The sequence below is a fragment of the Companilactobacillus hulinensis genome, assembly GCF_003946555.1.
Lineage (GTDB): Bacteria > Bacillota > Bacilli > Lactobacillales > Lactobacillaceae > Companilactobacillus > Companilactobacillus hulinensis.
In genome coordinates this window covers 28,827-45,917 of sequence record NZ_RHOO01000003.1, presented here as the reverse complement: position 1 = coordinate 45,917, position 17,091 = coordinate 28,827, and the positions used below count along the sequence as shown (strand labels likewise).

Genomic DNA, 17,091 nt, shown 5'->3' with positions numbered 1-17,091 from the left:
TATTTTTGTGTATATTATTTGACTACTTTGGCTCCGAGAACTTTTTCAAAATGCTCCAACGCCCATTCGTGGCCAGCTTGATTGAACGATGCCACACATGAACTGTGAACAACAATCTTGTAGTTTAAATTGTAAGCATCGATTGCTGTATGGAGAACACAAATATCAGTGCAGACACCTGCTAAGTGAATCGTATCAACATCACGTTCACGAAGTCGAATGTCTAAATCAGTTCCCGCAAAAGCACTGTAACGAGTCTTGTCGAAAAACCTGATATTATCCTCATCTTGATGCTTCTCATACCATGGCTTCAATTCACCATATAGTTCCCTGCCCCACGTATCTTGAATATTATGAGCTGGAAATAGTTTTGTTTCTGGATGGTAACTGTCAAACGGTATGTGCAAATCAGTTGGCAACCAGACCCAGTCATCGTTCTTGCGCATAGTCTCAGCTAACTTGATAATATTAGGCTCAATATCTTGAGCCGGCTTGCCACAAGTCAATGCGCCGTTGTCCGCAACAAAATCATTCGTGTAATCAACAATAAGTAAAGCTTCATGTGATGCCATGTTCATCCCTGCTTTCTTAGTTTGGTTAACTTGATTATTGATGGATATATAAAATAAGTCAATTATTATGGTGACGTTTTTATCCTAAAAATTACTGTAAAGCGTTTTCTTCTCTGATATTATTATGAAATACTCATATGGAGGAACATTATGAATCGAAAAAAGACAATCTATAATATTGGACTGGATATTGGTACAGGATCAGTCGGATGGGCCGTCATTGACGATAACTATGCCTTGTTACACGCTAAAAAACAAAATCTTTGGGGTGTTCGGTTATTCGACCAGGCTCAAACAGCTGAAAAAACACGCAAATACCGTTCTTCCAGAAGAAGATACAAGCGCAAACGAAATAGACTTAATTGGTTAGATGAAATATTCTCTGACGAATTATTCAAAGTTGATCCTGGATTTCTTAATAGGACACGATCCTCTTGGGTATCTCCAAAGGATGAATCTAGAACTCGTGATAAGTATAATTTATTTATTGATAAAAATTTTAACGATCAAACATATTACAAACAATATCCAACAATTTTTCATCTTAGGAAGAATTTAATTGAAAATTCTAAAAAAGCAGATATACGCTTGGTTTATTTGGCCATTCACAATATTATAAAATATCGTGGTAATTTTACACATGAGTATCAAAACTATGATGTTTCCAACATGCAAACTGGCTTAAAAGATACTTTGATAAGCTTAAAGAATGAACTAATCGGCTCAAATTTTGAAATTGAATATACCAATTTACAAAAGATTAACGATATTTTACTAGATAAAAACGAACGTTCATCCGACAAATCTGATAAAGCGGTATCCTTTATTAAAACTAATAATAAAAATACTACTGAAAAGATCAAAACACTATTAAGGCTGATTCTGGGATTGTCAGTAGATATCCGAAAAATTTTTGAAATTGATACAACTGAAAAAATTGATTTACAGTTTTTATCAAAAAAATCCGAAGAACAACTTATCAAATTAAACGATTTTTTAGATGATACCCAGCTAAAGATCATATCTATTGCTCAGTCTCTCAACAGTATCATCGTACTCAATGACATTTTAGGTAAAGAAACATATTTAAGTAATGCAATGGTTAAAAAATACGATATACATCATGACCAATTGGCTCATTTAAAAAGTATTTGGTTAACGGATCCTAATACAAACGAAGTAAAAAAGGCTAGAGGATACTATAACGAATATATAAATGGAAAAGATACTTCAACTGACTTTGAATCCAACATAAAAAAATACCTAAAAGTCGTAAAACATGTGGATGTCACCAAAATAGATTTTGAAGTTGCTAATCATCAATATTTGCTAAAACAACGTAATAGTAATAGTGGTGTAATCCCCTTCCAGCTGAATCGGAATGAATTAGTACAAATCCTAAGTAACCAAGAAAAATATTTTCCATTTTTAAAAGAAAACAAAAATAAAATAATTTCCCTTTTAGAATTTCGTATACCATACTACGTTGGTCCCCTACAGGACAGAGATAAAAATAGATTTGCTTGGATGACTAGAAAATCATCTGGTCCAATAAGGCCATGGAACTTTGACGAAAAGGTTGATCGTGAGAAGTCTTCAACCGATTTTATTAAATGTATGACATCAACAGATCCATTTTTAATTGGTGAACCAGTAATACCCAAAAACAGCTTAATTTATCAAAAGTTCGAAGTCCTGAACGAACTTAATAAAATAAAAATATCTAATAGTAAAAATATAAATGATGCACAACCATTAACCGTTAATACCAAGAAAGTCATATTCAATGAATTATTTAAAAAACAAAAAAGCGTATCCTCTAGTACTTTAAAAAAATGGTTAGTAAGAAAGAGTTTATATACAGATCCTCATATTTTTGGACTTTCAGATCCAAAAAAATTTTTATCAGGTTTATCAACATATCATGATCTACTGAATATATTTGATGATACATTTGTTGATGATCTTAAAAATTTGAAATTTTTGGAAGAATTAATAGAATGGCAAACAATTTTTGAAGATAGAAACATCTTAAAAATTAAATTAAATGGAATTAATAGTTTAAAAGCAAATCAAATTGATAGACTATCAAAAACTCGTTACAAAGGATGGGGTAACTTTTCAAAAAAAATGTTAATGGGTATGTCTACCAATTGTAAGATTCCAGGAGAACATACTTCATCAAACCATAATGTACTAGAACTTATGTGGGAGACAAATGATAATTTAATGCAGGTAATTCATAGTACAAAATATACATTTGAAGAACAAATAAAAATTCAGAATAGTAACATTGATAATTTATCAACCACAGATTTAATAGAAAACATTCACATTTCTCCTGCTCTGAAGAGAGGTGTTAAGCAAGCACTTCTTGTTATCGACGATTTAGTAAAATTCATGGGACATCAACCTAAAAATATTTTTATTGAATTTACCCGCGATTCTATGCCAAGCAAAAAAACAGAATCCAGATACAAAAAAATAGCTGGCATTTATAACGCACTTGAAGAAGATCCTCATCTAAAAATTAAGAAAACATTATATTCAACTAAAAATTTGAAGAATCTACTGGACGAAAACAAGGATAATCTATCTGATGACAGATATTACCTATATTTTATGCAACTCGGAAGAAGCTTATATAGTAATGAAGTAATAGACCTAAATAATTTGTTTACAGGCAAATATCAAATAGATCACATACTTCCTAGATCATATACCCCTGACAACTCATTAGATAATAAGGCTCTAGTATCTATAAATGAAAATCAAAGAAAATCCTCTAGCTTACTTCTTCCAGATGAAGTCATAAAAAATAATATAACCAGATGGATGAATCTTAAAAATACTAATTTAATGAGTTCAAAAAAATTCAACAATCTAACTAGAACTGAAGTAAGTTCTGCCCAACAAAAGGACTTTGTAAAACGACAACTAGTCCAAACTTCACAAATCATAAAAAATGTTGCAGCAATTCTAAATGAAAAATATACAGATACAAAAATAATTGAAACACGTGCAAGCATGGGAACCGAATTTAGAAAGTCCTTCAGTGATTTGAACTATCAAACCTTTCACTATAAACATCCTGAACTGGTTAAAAATCGGGAATTAAATGATTATCATCATGCTCAAGATGCTTATATTTGTTCTGTTGTCGGATTATATCAGCTAAAGAAATATCCAAAAAATGAACTTAACATTGCATATGGAGAATATTCAAAGTTTTTTGAATCATTGAAAAAGGAAGCCAAAAAGCATGGAAATATACTGCCTAAATATGCCAGAAACAACTTTATAATTGGATCCATGAAAAGCGGAAATATTCAAACAACTTCAGAAGGAGAGGTTATTTGGACCAATAAAATAAAAAATGAGGTATTGTCTACATTCAAATATAGACAATACCTCACTAGTAGAAGAACTTTTATCAGAGATGGTGAACTATTTGGTGCAACAATTCAATCAGCAAGTAATAAAAAATTAGTTCCACTATCTAAAAACAAACCTACAGAAATATATGGTGGATATACAAGTGAAAAAACATCATATATGTCATTAGTAACAATTGGCAAAAAAACTAAACTAATTAACATCCCCGTAAGAATAGCACATGAAATAGAAATGAAGCACATATCTTTAAACGAGTGGTTAACAAAAGAGAAAACGCCAGTAAAAGTTCTAATCGCAAAAATTCCTATAAATCAACTCATTGAGAGTCCCAGATATGGATTAATTTCCTTGTCAGCTGCATCTGAGCAGTCAAATGCTAAGCAATTAACATTACCTTTTGAACAAACTGCTTTACTTGCATTATTAAACAAATCAAAGAAAGAGAAACATGCATCAATCATTCGTAATTTTGATGAAGAATACTTATACAACATTTATATTCAAATAATTGAAAAAATAGAAAAACAATATCCTATCTACTCATCCCAAAAGAATATTTTAATTAATGCCAAAGAAGAATTTTTAAGTATATCCTCCGACAAAAAAATTGAAGTAATAAATTCTTTAATATCATTCCTTAGGACTAAACCTAAAAATACAAATATAAAAATTGGCAACATTACAAAGAATAGATTTGAAAGAACACAAAAAAAGTTAGACCTATCCAATTTCAATTTCATATATCAATCACCCACTGGATTATACAATACAAAGATTCATATAAACTAAAAGGCAAAAAAAATAGCCCCCACGCGGGAGCCAATCATTAAAGATTCATTAACATAAATGTTGATTTTAACTTAGTAAGTCATTTCATATTGTTAGAACATCTATTAGTATAAATGACAGTTAGCAATTAATCAACAAAATACTTAGGAGATTTTATGGGTTGGAAAACATACTACATTGCACAGAAATCAAAATTATCTTACAAAGAGAATCATGTTATCGTTCAGCAATTGGTTGAAACCAAATCATTGCCTTTCAACCAAATAGGCTGTCTAGTTCTTGCATCTACTCAAATTGTTATCACAGGTTATCTAGTTTCTAAGCTTGCCGAAGCAAATATCAGAGTCATTTTTTGTGATACAGATCGAAATCCATGTGCTGAATTGTGTACTTATTATACAAATGAAAAAAGGAACCAGAATATCGATACACAAATATCATGGTCTATTACTCAAAAAGAAAGGCTTTGGACTCAGATAGTTACAAATAAGATTGAAAATCAAATCAATATATTACAACAAAACACTTTGGATATCTCTGGAGTAAACAAAGAACTGGAAGAAATTAAAGAAAATGACAGAACTAATCGTGAAGCTGCGGTCGCACGAAAATATTTTCCACTACTTTTTGGAAGTAACTTTTCTAGAGGAAAAAAGGAAGAAAAAATAAATATCATGCTTAATTACGGATACACTGTTATGTTATCAGCCGCTAATCAAATAGTGTCATCTCAAGGATATTTAACACAACTAGGCATTCATCATCATAGTCTTAAAAACGATTTTAATTTGTCCTGTGATTTTATAGAGCCTTTCAGACAATTTATCGATATAAAAGTCATCGAATTAAAGGATCAAGATTTTGATGAACATATAAAAAAGGAATTAATTCAAGTAATGGATCAAACTGTTCATTACGATGGTAAAGATTACATTCTAAGTAATGCCATGGATCAGTATATTAGAGACTGTTTTAAGTTTCTAGATCTGAAAAAAGACTCTATTGGTAAAGTAGGATTTATAAATGAGGCATAGGATTATGAGACTAATGGTAATGTTTGATCTCCCCACTATTACATCAAATGATAGAAGAAACTACCGTCAGTTTAGAAAAAAACTCTTAACGGATGGATTTATTATGATGCAAGAATCAATTTACACTTGTTTAACTGTAGATGGTCAGTCAGCTAACCTTTTAAAGAAAAAGGTAGCACTTTATGCGCCATCCAAAGGCTTAATTCAAGCAATGGTAATAACTGAAAAACAATTTTCAAAAATGGAATATATTTCTGGTATTAAAGATACTAGCCCTGCTAATAGTTCAGAAAGGTTTATTGTTTTATGAACGACAAATGTATAACCGTTTTCCCTTACGATCCTTTTCCAATCAACAATGGTATTACCTTTATAAATTTTCAAAATAAGTATGAATATTCTCAACTACTATTCAATTTAAACCTTTTGAAGAACCACGAAACCTTTAGTGATGATGTAGATCAGTTTATTCATTTTTATCTGAACGATAGTGACAAATTAAAGGATTCCTTGAAAGAGTTAGCTATTATAGGTGATATTACAAGTTTTGACATAAATTCAACGGCAAATATCAAATCAGTTTTTAAAACAATCGTTAATGATTCATATACAATCAATAGAGAAAAGATTGAGTCTATTAACGAACAAATAAACGGTTTATTCTTCGACATGATTAGCATTTATGATGAATCCTTTGATTTTGATTTAACAGAAGAATTAATAAAACTATTAAAATATAAAAGTATACGGGTTGATACTAGTATCTGGAATAATTACTATGATAAAATTCATTCAGTAATAACTTTTTATTCAGATTTCAGTGAAAAAAAGACATTACTCTTTCATGGTTTAGAACACTTCATAAATATAGAACAATTAAACGAATTAAATAACTATTTGAAATCGATTGGCTTGAACGTAATTAGTCTTGAATCATACCCAATGACCAAGAAGGAGAGTACTCTTGAAATTAAAATTTACTCCATCGATGATGATCATATCAGATTTGACTATTAGCCAAATACTTAAAGTTAACGTTAAGTAACTGGTTTTAGAAGTAAGTCATTTCATATAGTTTAGAACCAATAACAGATTGCGCCTGTACGTGTCGGTCGTTTTAGAAGTAAGTCATTTCATATAGTTTAGAACCATCTAAGTGATTACGACAAAAACCGTTCTAGTTTTAGAAGTAAGTCATTTCATATAGTTTAGAACCTTCTGATGTAGAAGTGATTATCAACTCCGGGTTTTAGAAGTAAGTCATTTCATATAGTTTAGAACCTCAAATTTACTACACACAGTCAAATAATCAGTTTTAGAAGTAAGTCATTTCATATAGTTTAGAACCAGGAAGATGTAATTAATAAGCATTCTCCGGGTTTTAGAAGTAAGTCATTTCATATAGTTTAGAACCTTTTGTTTTTGGTTTTGCACTTTTGGTTTGGTTTTAGAAGTAAGTCATTTCATATAGTTTAGAACCAGTAATTACCAACAAATTGACTAAACTTGTCGTTTTAGAAGTAAGTCATTTCATATAGTTTAGAACCTGTATTACGTTCGATAAGGACGAAGAATGTGTTTTAGAAGTAAGTCATTTCATATAGTTTAGAACCCAATTAACCTTAAAGGAAAAACAAATTGTCGTTTTAGAAGTAAGTCATTTCATATAGTTTAGAACCTTGAATGCTGTTCGTTGGTTATTGAATTACGTTTTAGAATAAGTCTTTTCATATAGTTTAGAACCCGCAGATACAGCCTTTGTGCCTTCTGGCCAGTTTTAGAAGTAAGTCATTTCATATAGTTTAGAACCAAGAGAAGTGGAGAGCCAAAGACAGACTTCGTTTTAGAAGTAAGTCATTTCATATAGTGTAGAACCAACAACGTCAGCAAAATGCCCCCACTTCAAGTTTTAGAAGTAAGTCATTTCATATAGTTTAGAACCTATTAAATTGAGTAAGACAACAAACAAATTGTTTTAGAAGTAAGTCTTTTCATATAGTTTAGAACCTAAGATTTTTAATATCGTCGCTGAACAGCAGTTTTAGAAGTAAGTCTTTTCATATAGTTTAGAACCACGTTCCTTGAAAAAGAACAGTGACATATCGTTTTAGAAGTAAGTCTTTTCATATAGTTTAGAACCTAAAAAATGAAATCGAAATCTTACTTCTAAAGTTTTAGAAATAAGCCTTTTCATATAGTTTAGAACCAAGTCATGTATCCTCCGGACCAGTAATACGATTTTAGAAATAAGTCTTTTCATATAGCTTATAACTTACGGGAAAATTCCTGCCTATTTATTTACTTTATAGACAACACATTTCATATAGCTCTATTTAAAAAACCAACTGTCTAAAAAGGCAGTTGGTTTTTTGATGAAATAATGCATAGTACAGTACAATCCCACAAAAAAAGCCCACCACAACCAAGTGACAGGCCAACAAACTAACTATTCATCAATACTTTCAACCTCAGAGTAATCAAAATCTTTAGTGTCATTATCAAACTCAAAAATCATCTCTGCAACTTCCTTAGGCTTCTCGATCATTCCAGCATGACCTGCACCCTTCAGGTCTTTCATAACCAGATGTGGCACACGACCGATTGTGGCCTTGGCATCTTTGACACCAGTTTCTGTCAAAATTTGATCATCATCAGAGAAGATGGCTAGGGTTGGCAGTTTAACGATACGAAGTCGTTTATTCAATGCCTTTTGTTCTAGATATTCTTCAGCAATCTTACCTAGTTTCTTATCTGTCTTCTTATCAACTTCATTGGCTGCATCATTGACAACATTAGGATTATTAAGCTTAGAAGTATCAAAATCTTTGGCAAAATACAAATCAGATTTAACTGACGACTTAGCCATCTTACCTAACAAAGGAATGCTTGCTAGAGATGAATGAGCGTCCATATCAGCGTATTTTGCATTGGCTGGTGTATTTAGTAATACAAACTTAGAAACAGCAAAATCACGCAATTCTGCCATTCTCATAGCAATTAACCCACCGACACCGTATCCGAAGATTACGGTCTTCTCAGTAATACTTAATCTAGCCATCGCTTCTAGCATACTCCAGGCCTGCATGTCGATATCATATTCGCCATTATCTGAAGCGCTTGACTTGCCTTGTCCTAGTAGATCCAAGGCAACAACTGTATATTTCTTTTGTAATTCAGGTGTAATTTCATCAAAATATTCGATGGAGCCATTAACTCCAGGAATTAAAGCGATAACCGTTTTATCGCTATCAAGATCCCCTGTGACATTAACATTTACTTTTCCACGTGAAACTTCTAATACTTTTTCCAATTTAATTCCTCTTTTAATGAGTTATTTAGTAGAACGAGTTCTCTAACAAAATATACCGAAGTTCTACCATTTTTGCATTGTTTTAAACATCTTTTTTTCTTTTTTTCATAAAACGAGTATTTTTGATTGACATTTACCTTAAAACACGTTAGATTGGACTAGACCGGATAAAGAGATGGGAGATTAAAAACATATGAATATTATTAAAGTTCAAGATCAAGATTTAGGCGGTAAGGAAGCCTTCAATATTATTGCCACAGAAATCAAAAATGGAGCTAAGGTTCTTGGTTTGGCTACTGGTAGCAGCCCTATCACTCTTTACAATGAAATGACAAGTAGCGATATTGATTTCTCAAACATTACATCAGTTAATTTGGATGAATATGTTGGCTTAAAGGCTGACAATGATCAAAGTTACCACTATTTCATGAATGAACACCTATTCAGCAAGAAACCATTTAAGAATTCATACGTTCCAGATGGTTCTGATCCTGATGCAGAAGATGCTACATCAAAATATGACAAGATTATTGAGGAAAATCCTATCGACGTTCAAGTACTTGGTATCGGTAGAAATGGTCACATCGGTTTTAACGAACCAGGTTCACCACTTGACGGTAAGACAAGTAAAGTTGCACTTACAGAATCAACAATCGAAGCTAACAAACGTTTCTTCGACGATGAAAAAGACGTTCCTCGTTACGCATATTCAATGGGTATCGGATCAATCATGAAAGCTAAGAAGATTATCCTATTAGCTTACGGTGAGAACAAAGCCGATGCTATTGCTAAAACAGTTAACGGACCTGTCTCATCAGATGTTCCTGCTAGTGCATTACAAAATCACCCAGACGTTACAATTATCGTTGACGGTGCTGCTGCATCAAAACTATAAAATCTAACAATTAATGATTTATATATAATCCTTTGAAATTAAAAATTTCAAAGGATTTTTTTTTGCAAAAATCTGTCAAAATTGCTTTCTAACTTATTCATATATTTAATTATACAGCTTCCACCATGAATAAATCATTGTCATTTAAACAACAAAAATAGCCCACTTACAAGTAGACTATTTTCATCCAAATTGTTTCATGTGGAACATATTGTATCAAAAAACACTTGTTCTCACTAGATATGGTATTTCCTATTTGTCAGCACTATTAGCCAGATCCGTACAAATCTTATGGCTCAATATTGAAGATTCAGGACTAACAGGATTATCTCCATTAGAAGAAACGGCATCCAAGAACTCCAAAATCAGTGGTTCAAATCCTCTAGTAACCAAGTTTCTCTCCCAGTCAGGACGTGCCGTCTGAATCGTTACTCCCGTCTGATAAGTATTCATCAAATTAAGATTCGTAACTTGAGCACGTTCTTCAGTACTTTGAACTGTTGTCTGTTCTAAGTTCACTCCCCCAGCAAGATTATTAGTTATCTGAACTTGAGTATGTTTTGAAGTCAAAGTGACATATCCTTGCTCTAGATTCTTGCAACTAGTAACTAGATGATTACTGACGGATTCAATTGGCTCATCTAGTAAATAAAGTGCTGTATCAACTGAATGAATCATTAAATCAAAAATAGCAAATTTTGTCTCTTGTGGAGCATCTTCCCGAATTTTCTCAGACATAATTAATCTCTTATCAGGAATTGCTTTCAATTGTTGATCAAATGGTGCAAAGCGGCGGTTAAAGCCGCAAGTAAGCATCAAATCTTTTTTCTCAGCTAACTTGTAGAGTTCTTCTACTACGGATAAATCTTCAGACACTGGCTTATCTACATAAACATTGATACCGGCATCTAATAACTGTCTAATAATTACTTCATGTGTACTTGTTGGTGTGTGAACAAAGACAGCCAAAGGCTTCTCGGCAATTAATTGATCTAGAGTTTGATGAATGTGACTGAAACCATATTTCTTAGCTAACTTTTGTCCCTTTTCAGCATTCCTAGTGGTTAAATGCCATTCAAACTTATCCTGTAAACTTGCCATCACTGGTAAATATGCCTTTTGTGCGATATTACCTAATCCAATAACACCAATTTTTTCCATAAAAATAACCTCTTCCTAATGAGCTAAAACAACTTCATTACTAAGAGTGTAGCAGATTACTGGCATCGCTTACAATAGAAACGTTGATATATCACGGTTTTAGGCACAATTGTTTCACATGGAACATATTGTATACAAAAAAATATACAAATACTATATATTGTGTCTTCAATAAATTTGCATGACTTCATCAAGGTAATTCATTAAATGCCGTTTAAAACTTTCTCCTTTAAGGATTTTCAAATGTGTACCAAATGAAAGAACATATCGGTACGACTTATCTCCATCAGGCAAGACCAATTCAGCAATAAATCCTGTCTTTGTTTCTTTTTTGATTGCGTCACTACCAAATTTCTCAACAATTCGATCTCGTACAATATCTTCTGCTTGAATCAATATTTTAGCTGATTGGAATTTACTCAACTTGGCATTAGCGTTGCCAAAGGTCATTTCTGATGCAGGCACTTCTCTAGGTACAAAAACACGCCCAGAAAAGTCAATATTTTTCATCCGAGATAATCGAAACAATCGAAATGCATTTCTTTCCAAGCTGAACCCTTGAATATACCATCGCTCATTTTTATAAACTAATAGATATGGTTCAATCTCACGAGTACTTCTTGCACCCGTTCGATCACTGTATTCAAATTGAATTGTTTTCCGATCATTGATTGAATGATTAATTTTTTCCGCCAGGCTCTTTAACTCGTTGCTTCCAATCCAAGTCGTATGATCAATCAATAAAGTTGGATTTTTATTATTATCAGCATCATACATAACATCAATTTTTCTCAAAGTCTCATTTACATCTGGACTATCAATCAAGGTCCTCACTCCACTTAGAGCGACTCGCAAATTTTTGATGTCATTAGCCGTTAGTAATTTTTTATCTATCTTATAATTCGGCATCAACCCAATTCCACCATTTCTACCCTGGGTAGTAAAAATTGGTATTCCGGCCAAATTCAATGCATCGACATCCCGGTATATGGTTCTAGTACTGACTTCAAATTTTTGAGCCATTTCTATGGCTGACACTTTGTCCGTTCGCAACAGCCACATAATCATATTAATTAATCTAGCAGTTCGCATTTATCCATCCTTTTTTAATATATGACAACTAGATGTCATATTTAAGTTGATAAACTGATTTTAACAAAAGAAAAGATGGTGCACAAAACATGATGGAATATCAAATTAAATACTTCGATGAAATACATTTAAAAGGTTATGTTGCAAAATTACCACTACCCACTATGTCAAATACCGCTGAAATATCGAAACTAAAATCAGAACATTTTACAAATATTTCAAAAAATGGTAGCTTCCCTAATCTAATGCAAGGCAGCAGCGACCAAATTGGCTATGCATTTAGTATGCCAACCAAAGATCATTTAGAATACTTTGCTGGAGCAAATACAATTTCTCAAGATAATAAATCTGTCGAAAAAGTTATTCCAGCAGGTAATTTTGTCGTTCTAAAGGGCCAGGGACAATCAAGTAGAAAGCTTTTTGATAAAATGATTCAACAATTTTTCAGTGAAATATGGAATAATCGCCGTGAACTATACAAAATTGACGGTGGATTCATTGTCGAAACACTTCTAAACGGTAATCCCACCGATTCAATTGTTGAATTACGTATTCCCACAACTGTCGAAAAATAAAAAGGAGCCAAAAATGATTTTCTGAAAATAAAATCATTTTTGGCTCCTACTTTTTGTTTTTTATTTCTGATTTTCTGAAAACGGCTATTTGTCGAATTAACTTTTCAGGCAATTATTGATCATATGGAAATTGAATTGCACCCTTTGATGTTTTGTATGGTTTTAATTCATCTGTAAATTTAAGCACAGCACTGGGGGTAGGATAAAATCCCAAGTGTTTTTTGAATCCAGCAAAATGAACAACATTTTCATCCATATAAAATGTCGGCATCGCATAAGATATCTTTTCTGTGGCTTCTGGCAATTCATCCTTCAAAATTGCATACATTTGTTTCAATTTATCTTGCTGTTCCTCAGGAGCATTATCAATATACACTTCAATTGGTGTCATTTGTGTCTACCTCGAGAATTTTAATCCCATTATACCCTTAATACCCGATACCAGCATACACAAAGTATGAACTAGAAATCACCATCATTAATGAAAATAGTGATCCCAAATACACGTATGACTTCTTATTATTCATCACACCCACTAGCAACAAAAGTATTCCCATCAAAAAAGTATCCAGTAATCTCATTGTCCATCCCCCTAAGACTATTGGTACTAACATTAACACTGCCATACTTAGCGCTATGAATAATTTGAATTTATATTCTTCTTTCGATAACAAATACAAAATGAATACTTGAAGTATCAAGATTATCATTGCAAAAGCAAAAAGCTGCATCAAAGTATCACCTCTTACATATAATTTACACAACAGATATATTTCTTAGGTATATTTACTGTAAATTTTCTGTAAAAAAATAACTCAGCCTACCGACTGAGTTATTTATAGTAACTTATTCCAATTTTATTCAGATACTTTAGCGATTCTTCCTTGTTCTATATAAACACTCAAAATTCCGATATCAGCAGGATTTACTCCACTGATACGACTGGCTTGGGCAATAGTTTGCGGATTGATCTTGCTCAATTTTTGTACAGCCTCAGTAGCAAGTGATGGAACCTTTGTATAATCGATACGGTCAGGAATCTTCTTTGATTCCATCTTCTTAAGACGTTCGATCTTCAATTCTTCCTTCTTGATATATCCAGCGTATTTGATAGCAATTTCAACTTGCTCCTTAATTCTACGATCAACAGGTCCACCTTCTGGATCACCGATCATACTAATAATATCCTCATAGTGAACCTCAGGACGTCTCAATAAATGATCAGCCAGAATTCCATCTTTCAAGCCCTTCAAATTGTGGCTTGTCATAAATGGTTCTGCCATCTTAGGAGTAATCATTTTACGATTCAAACGTGTTAATTCTTTTTCTGTAGCGTTACGTTTTTCGTTAAACCTTTCATAACGATCATCACTGATCAAGCCTAAGTCATATCCCTTGTCAGTCAAGCGCAAATCGGCGTTATCATGACGAAGAATCAAACGATACTCAGCACGACTAGTTAACAATCTGTATGGCTCATTAGTTCCCTTTGTGACCAAGTCGTCGATCATAACGCCGATATATGCTTCATCCCTACGTAAAATAAATGGATCTTTGTTTTGAGCACGCAATGCAGCATTGATTCCGGCCATCAAACCTTGTCCAGCAGCCTCTTCATAACCTGAAGTACCGTTCATTTGACCGGCAGTAAATAGATTCTTAACAACCTTTGTTTCAAGGTTCAATTTCAATTGCCATGGTTCGATAACGTCATATTCGATAGCATAACCAGGACGCATTAACTTAGCATGTTCAAGACCAGCAACTGAGTGCAACATCTTTAGTTGAACTTCTTCTGGCATTGATGTTGAGAAGTCACCAACGTAATATTCTTCCGTATCCTTACCTTCTGGCTCTAAGAAAATCTGGTGACGTGGCTTGTCAGCAAAACGTACGATTTTGTCTTCAATTGAAGGACAATATCTTGGTCCAACACCCTTGATCACACCAGAAAACATCGGTGCACGACTAAGGTTCTCACGAATAATCGAGTGGGTTGTGGCATTAGTATAAGTCATCCAGCATGACAATTGATCCTTTAAATATTGTGAATCAGGTGTCTCGAATGAGAAGTGATTTGGTTCTTTATCTCCAGGTTGTTCTTCTGTCTTATCGAAGTCAATTGTTGACTTGTTGACACGTGGAGGAGTACCAGTCTTGAAACGAGTTAGTTTGAAACCATGACTTTCAAGGTCTTCTGACAACTTGATTGAAGGGATACTGTTGTTAGGACCAGATGAATAAGTCAATTCACCGATGATGATCTTACCACGTGATGAAGTACCAGCAGTTAGAACAACTGACTTAGCATGATATCTAGCACCAGTTGCTGTAACAACACCCTTGCAGACACCATCTTCAACAATTAATTTTTCAACGATTCCTTGACGAAGGGTCAGATTAGGCTCTTCTTCCAAAGTCTGCTTCATCATACGATGGTACATATTCTTATCGGCTTGAGCACGTAATGCACGAACGGCAGGACCCTTACCAGTATTCAACATACGCATTTGAATGTATGTCTTATCGATATTCTTACCCATTTCGCCACCAAGAGCATCAACTTCTCTGACAACGATTCCTTTAGCTGGACCACCGACTGATGGGTTACATGGCATAAACGCCACCATGTCCAAATTAATCGTCACTAAGAGTGTTTTTTGACCCATACGGGCACTTGCTAGTGCAGCTTCAGAACCAGCGTGTCCGGCTCCTACAACTACGACATCGTAATTCTCTGAATCAAATTCCTTAACTTGCATTCTTTCACCTATTTTCCTAAACAGAATTGTGAGAATAGTTGTGTTATCAATTCATCTGGATAACTCTCACCAGTTATTTCACCTAACGTATCCCAACAAGAAGTCATATCGATCTGTACTAGATCAATTGGCATCCCAGCTTCGATTCCAGAAATAACATCATTAAGATTAGCCTTAGCCTGACGCAACAAACCAGCCTGACGAGCACTAGTTATGATGACATCTGTACTGCTATCTTCAATTCCTGCATTAAAAATCTTTCCAATTGTTTGTTTGATTGTATCAATACCATCGTTCTTAATTGCTGATGTAACAAGGATTATGTCATCATCCTTCAATTGAGAAACATCATTTGGCGTTATAACGGGTACTAAATCTTGTTTATTAAAAATAATAATTCGGCGCTTATCTTTTGTAGCATCCAATAACTCAATATCATCTGCTTCTAGTTTGCGACTTGAATCCAAAACTAAAATAACTAAGTCTGCTTCCTTCAAAGCCTTAAGAGAACGTTCAACACCGATTTTCTCAACCTTATCCTCTGTATCACGAACACCGGCTGTATCGATCAATTTGAGCGGAACGCCGTCGATATTAACGTATTGTTCAACAACATCACGAGTAGTACCCGCTACATCTGTAACGATAGCCTTATCTTCGTCCAACAAACGATTCAACAAGCTTGATTTTCCAACATTAGGTTTACCGACAATCGCTGTTGCTAAACCGTGTTGAAGAATTTCACCAGAATCAGCCGTCTTCAAGAGTGCGTCGATATTCGAACCGACTAATTTTGCCTTCTCCAGCAACATCTTAGTCGTCATTTGTTCAGTATCATATTCAGGATAATCAATATTTACTTCGACTTGAGCTAATGCATCTAATATTTCTTGGCGCAAGTTTGAAATCAAGTGATTTAAATTACCATCCAATTGGTTAACAGCAACCTGCATTGCCTTATCAGTCTTGGCACGAATCAAGTCCATAACTGATTCAGCTTCAGTCAAATCGATTCGACCATTTAAGAAGGCACGTTTGGTAAATTCACCCGGTTCAGCCATTCTGGCTCCAGCGCCGATCAATAATTGCAATACCTTGTTCGTTGGAACAATACCACCATGGGTGTTTATCTCAACAACATCTTCTCTTGTAAAGGTCTTAGGTGCACGCATAACTGATACCATGACCTCATCAACCAAACTGTCATCAGTTGGATCATAGATATGACCATAATTGATCGTATGTGTAGGAACTTTGGCCAAGTCTTTGCCTTTATAGATTTTCTTAGCAACCTCTATTGCTTGATCCCCCGAGAGACGGACAATCGATATTCCACCTTCCCCAGGTGGTGTCGAGATAGCTGCAATAGTGTCATATTCAGTTACTGTTGGCATGATAATCTCCTTAATTTCTAATTTTGAGCACAAAAAAAGTGCATAATCCGTCCCAAAAGACGGAAAAGCACTTTGACTACTTTTCTATGTATATAACAATTTTTAAAAACA

13 protein-coding genes, 1 pseudogene and 1 CRISPR repeat array are annotated in these 17,091 nt (G+C 33.7%); of the genes and pseudogenes, 6 read left to right on the top strand and 8 right to left on the bottom strand.

Annotated features, from left to right (window positions below):
- Window positions 1–14: 14 nt before the first annotated feature.
- Complete coding sequence (locus EKM66_RS02545) at window positions 15–572, bottom strand: cysteine hydrolase family protein (RefSeq protein ID WP_125761382.1); 558 nt, start codon at window positions 570–572, stop codon at window positions 15–17.
- Between the two features lie 150 nt (window positions 573–722).
- Here EKM66_RS02545 and cas9 point away from each other — a divergent pair, with 150 nt between their 5' ends.
- The 4 genes from cas9 to csn2 all read left to right on the top strand — a co-directional run bounded on the left by cas9 (window position 723) and on the right by csn2 (window position 6,808).
- A complete protein-coding gene (gene cas9 / locus EKM66_RS02540; protein ID WP_125761380.1) occupies window positions 723–4,757 on the top strand; it encodes a type II CRISPR RNA-guided endonuclease Cas9 in 4,035 nt (1,344 codons plus the stop codon).
- Between the two features lie 155 nt (window positions 4,758–4,912).
- Window positions 4,913–5,791: a type II CRISPR-associated endonuclease Cas1 gene (gene cas1, locus EKM66_RS02535; protein ID WP_125761378.1), complete on the top strand. Its 879-nt coding sequence runs from the start codon at window positions 4,913–4,915 to the stop codon at window positions 5,789–5,791.
- A gap of 4 nt (window positions 5,792–5,795) precedes the next feature.
- Window positions 5,796–6,101, top strand: coding sequence for a CRISPR-associated endonuclease Cas2 (gene cas2 / locus EKM66_RS02530; protein WP_191988026.1), 306 nt, complete (start codon window positions 5,796–5,798; stop codon window positions 6,099–6,101).
- A complete protein-coding gene (gene csn2 / locus EKM66_RS02525; RefSeq protein ID WP_125761374.1) occupies window positions 6,098–6,808 on the top strand; it encodes a type II-A CRISPR-associated protein Csn2 in 711 nt (236 codons plus the stop codon). The genes cas2 and csn2 overlap by 4 nt, the downstream gene beginning before the upstream one ends.
- 31 nt (window positions 6,809–6,839) lie before the next feature.
- A CRISPR array of direct repeats spans window positions 6,840–8,064; the repeat unit is 36 nt; unit sequence GTTTTAGAAGTAAGTCATTTCATATAGTTTAGAACC.
- A 173-nt stretch (window positions 8,065–8,237) separates the two neighbouring features.
- Here csn2 and EKM66_RS02520 read toward each other — a convergent pair.
- A complete protein-coding gene (locus EKM66_RS02520; RefSeq protein WP_125761372.1) occupies window positions 8,238–9,101 on the bottom strand; it encodes an alpha/beta fold hydrolase in 864 nt (287 codons plus the stop codon).
- A 193-nt stretch (window positions 9,102–9,294) separates the two neighbouring features.
- On the opposite strand from EKM66_RS02520, the gene EKM66_RS02515 reads away from it, so the two are divergent.
- Entirely contained in the window at window positions 9,295–9,996 is a 702-nt protein-coding gene (locus EKM66_RS02515) for a glucosamine-6-phosphate deaminase (RefSeq protein ID WP_125761370.1), read from the top strand.
- 252 nt (window positions 9,997–10,248) lie between these two features.
- Here the strand turns inward: EKM66_RS02515 and EKM66_RS02510 are convergent, their stop codons facing one another.
- Both EKM66_RS02510 and EKM66_RS02505 read right to left on the bottom strand, forming a co-directional pair.
- Complete coding sequence (locus EKM66_RS02510; protein ID WP_125761368.1) at window positions 10,249–11,157, bottom strand: Gfo/Idh/MocA family protein; 909 nt, start codon at window positions 11,155–11,157, stop codon at window positions 10,249–10,251.
- Between the two features lie 168 nt (window positions 11,158–11,325).
- The gene (locus tag EKM66_RS02505; protein ID WP_125761366.1) at window positions 11,326–12,249 is read right to left on the bottom strand and encodes a helix-turn-helix transcriptional regulator; all 924 of its coding nucleotides are present in this window, start codon (window positions 12,247–12,249) and stop codon (window positions 11,326–11,328) included.
- Window positions 12,250–12,338: 89 nt separating this feature from the next.
- Here EKM66_RS02505 and EKM66_RS02500 point away from each other — a divergent pair, with 89 nt between their 5' ends.
- Entirely contained in the window at window positions 12,339–12,824 is a 486-nt protein-coding gene (locus tag EKM66_RS02500) for an effector binding domain-containing protein (protein WP_125761364.1), read from the top strand.
- Window positions 12,825–12,870: 46 nt separating this feature from the next.
- Here EKM66_RS02500 and EKM66_RS02495 read toward each other — a convergent pair.
- The 4 genes and pseudogenes from EKM66_RS02495 to mnmE all read right to left on the bottom strand — a co-directional run bounded on the left by EKM66_RS02495 (window position 12,871) and on the right by mnmE (window position 16,980).
- Window positions 12,871–13,215, bottom strand: a pseudogene (locus EKM66_RS02495) (iron chaperone).
- Window positions 13,216–13,252: 37 nt separating this feature from the next.
- Complete coding sequence (locus EKM66_RS02490; protein ID WP_125761360.1) at window positions 13,253–13,558, bottom strand: hypothetical protein; 306 nt, start codon at window positions 13,556–13,558, stop codon at window positions 13,253–13,255.
- 123 nt (window positions 13,559–13,681) lie between these two features.
- Window positions 13,682–15,586 (bottom strand): tRNA uridine-5-carboxymethylaminomethyl(34) synthesis enzyme MnmG, encoded by a 1,905-nt coding sequence (gene mnmG / locus EKM66_RS02485; protein ID WP_125761358.1) that lies wholly within the window; start codon window positions 15,584–15,586, stop codon window positions 13,682–13,684.
- Between the two features lie 8 nt (window positions 15,587–15,594).
- Complete coding sequence (mnmE, locus tag EKM66_RS02480) at window positions 15,595–16,980, bottom strand: tRNA uridine-5-carboxymethylaminomethyl(34) synthesis GTPase MnmE (protein ID WP_125761356.1); 1,386 nt, start codon at window positions 16,978–16,980, stop codon at window positions 15,595–15,597.
- Window positions 16,981–17,091 lie beyond the last annotated feature (111 nt).

What these genes read in the sequence shown, in the direction of transcription:
- cas2 (WP_191988026.1), top strand. Translation starts at nt 5,796, where the DNA reads ATGAGACTAATGGTAATGTTTGATCTCCCCACTATTACATCAAATGAT.
- EKM66_RS02505 (WP_125761366.1), bottom strand. Translation starts at nt 12,249, where the DNA reads ATGCGAACTGCTAGATTAATTAATATGATTATGTGGCTGTTGCGAACG.
- cas9 (WP_125761380.1), top strand. Translation starts at nt 723, where the DNA reads ATGAATCGAAAAAAGACAATCTATAATATTGGACTGGATATTGGTACA.
- EKM66_RS02545 (WP_125761382.1), bottom strand. Translation starts at nt 572, where the DNA reads ATGGCATCACATGAAGCTTTACTTATTGTTGATTACACGAATGATTTT.
- EKM66_RS02500 (WP_125761364.1), top strand. Translation starts at nt 12,339, where the DNA reads ATGATGGAATATCAAATTAAATACTTCGATGAAATACATTTAAAAGGT.
- EKM66_RS02515 (WP_125761370.1), top strand. Translation starts at nt 9,295, where the DNA reads ATGAATATTATTAAAGTTCAAGATCAAGATTTAGGCGGTAAGGAAGCC.
- EKM66_RS02510 (WP_125761368.1), bottom strand. Translation starts at nt 11,157, where the DNA reads ATGGAAAAAATTGGTGTTATTGGATTAGGTAATATCGCACAAAAGGCA.
- mnmG (WP_125761358.1), bottom strand. Translation starts at nt 15,586, where the DNA reads ATGCAAGTTAAGGAATTTGATTCAGAGAATTACGATGTCGTAGTTGTA.
- mnmE (WP_125761356.1), bottom strand. Translation starts at nt 16,980, where the DNA reads ATGCCAACAGTAACTGAATATGACACTATTGCAGCTATCTCGACACCA.
- cas1 (WP_125761378.1), top strand. Translation starts at nt 4,913, where the DNA reads ATGGGTTGGAAAACATACTACATTGCACAGAAATCAAAATTATCTTAC.
- csn2 (WP_125761374.1), top strand. Translation starts at nt 6,098, where the DNA reads ATGAACGACAAATGTATAACCGTTTTCCCTTACGATCCTTTTCCAATC.